Source organism: Romboutsia sp. 13368 (assembly GCF_018336475.1).
GTDB lineage: Bacteria > Bacillota > Clostridia > Peptostreptococcales > Peptostreptococcaceae > Romboutsia.
Genome location: NZ_CP048741.1, coordinates 1720352 through 1722244, shown reverse-complemented (window position 1 = coordinate 1722244; position 1893 = coordinate 1720352). Strand labels below are relative to the sequence as shown.

Genomic DNA, 1893 nt, shown 5'->3' with positions numbered 1-1893 from the left:
AAACAAAAAATACTATTTTAAATAATGAKCAAGAAAAAGTTAAATTTAGTTTAAATAAAAAAAATAAAATTATTATAATTTCTATAATTTTTATAACATTATTAGTTGGAATACATATAGAAAAAATAGTATCTAAATATGAAAATAAAGTTTTTCCAGGAACATTTATTTATAACATAGATATGTCAAATTTGAGTAGAGATGAATTTTTAAATGAAGTAAACAAAATTGAAGGTAGAATACGAACAAATAAAGTAAAGATATGCATAGATAATAAAGAATATAGTATATCTTATGAAAATTTAATATCAAAATATAATAATAAAAAATTATATGCTGATATAATAGAAAATCAAAATAAGAAAAATAAATTTTCAAAGTTTATGTCTATAATTACGAAGAAAGAAAAAGCATATAATTTATACTTTGAGATAGATGAAAATAAATTTAATGATTTAAAAGAAAAGATAGCACAAGATATTAATATAGAATGTATTGAACCAAAAGTAATAATAGATGGTGAAAAAATAACCTATAAAGAAGGAAAGAATGGATACAAACTTGATGAAGATACATTATATAATGATATTAAAAAAGATATAAGTGAAAATAATATAATTGATGAAAATATAAAAGTTGATGCTAAATTAGTAATAGATAGACCTAAAATAGCTATGAATGACTTAAAAAATGTAAACTATAAAATATCAACATATACAACTACATATGGAAGTGGAAATGCAAGAGGCAGTAATATAGAAAATGCAGCTAAAAAAATAGATGATTTACTTTTGATGCCAGAGGATGAGTTTTCTTATGAAAGAGCAGTTGGACCTATTATAGAATCTAATGGATATAAATATGCACCGGTTATAAGTAATGGAAAGCTTGTTAATGGAATTGGAGGAGGAGTATGTCAGGTTTCATCTACTCTTTATAATACTCAGCTTAAAGCAGGTATACTTCCAATAGAGAGAAAAAACCATTCAAAGCCAGTAAGTTATGTAACAAGGGGGTTAGATGCAACTTTAGCTAGTGGAATTATAGACTATAAATTTAAAAATACATATGATTATCCATTAGTTATAAATACTATTGCAAATAATGGAAATTTAACTATAGAAATTTGGTCAAATAAAAATGCATTAAATGGAATAGAATATGATCCAGTAAGTTATATTAGTGGAAATGTTGCAAATACATATCTATATGGATATGATAAAAGTGGAAATAAGGTTTATGAAAAACATATAGATACTAGTGTATATAGATAAAACTATTAGAATGCTTTTATATCTTAATAATTTTTCTTACTTTGATAAAAATATATAAAATTCAAGCTCACAAATTTAGGTATTAAAAATTAGCTTGTATCATAAAATTTATTAATTCTTAAGTTTGGGGGTATGATATGTGAATATACTTGCAATAATATTTGCAACATTAGCGGGTGTATCAACTGCACTAGAGGCTTTTATAAATGGAGAACTTGGTAAAAATACAACAGCGCTTATAGCAACATTCATAAGCTTACTTGTTGGAACTATATTTTTTTTTATAAACATATGTGCAACTGGAAATTTAAAAATACTATCTAATTTTAATGATATAAATCCCAAATTGTTACTTGGAGGTATTTTAGGAGGGCTAGTAATTTATTTTACAGTAAAAGCTGTGCCTAATTTGGGTGTATCTAAAACGCTTACATTAATAGTAGTATCTCAAATGTTGGTAGGATTATTTATAGATTCAAATATATATAAGCAAACAATGCATTTATATAATTATATAGGAGCTATTTTATTATTTATAGGTACATTTTTTATATTGAATTGATAAATATAGTGAANTTAAAGTATCTTATATCTAATTATAAATAAAGTGATGAGTATA

At 23.3% G+C, this 1893-nt stretch carries 2 protein-coding genes; both read left to right on the top strand.

Going from position 1 to position 1893, the window contains the following annotated elements; all coding sequences use genetic code 11:
• Positions 1 to 191: 191 nt before the first annotated feature.
• Positions 192 to 1274 (top strand): VanW family protein, encoded by a 1083-nt coding sequence (locus G3997_RS06990; RefSeq protein ID WP_296644816.1) that lies wholly within the window; start codon positions 192 to 194, stop codon positions 1272 to 1274.
• A 139-nt stretch (positions 1275 to 1413) separates the two neighbouring features.
• Positions 1414 to 1836 carry a DMT family transporter gene (locus G3997_RS06985; RefSeq protein ID WP_296644814.1) on the top strand — a complete coding sequence of 141 codons (423 nt, stop codon included), beginning with the start codon at positions 1414 to 1416 and terminating at the stop codon, positions 1834 to 1836.
• Positions 1837 to 1893 lie beyond the last annotated feature (57 nt).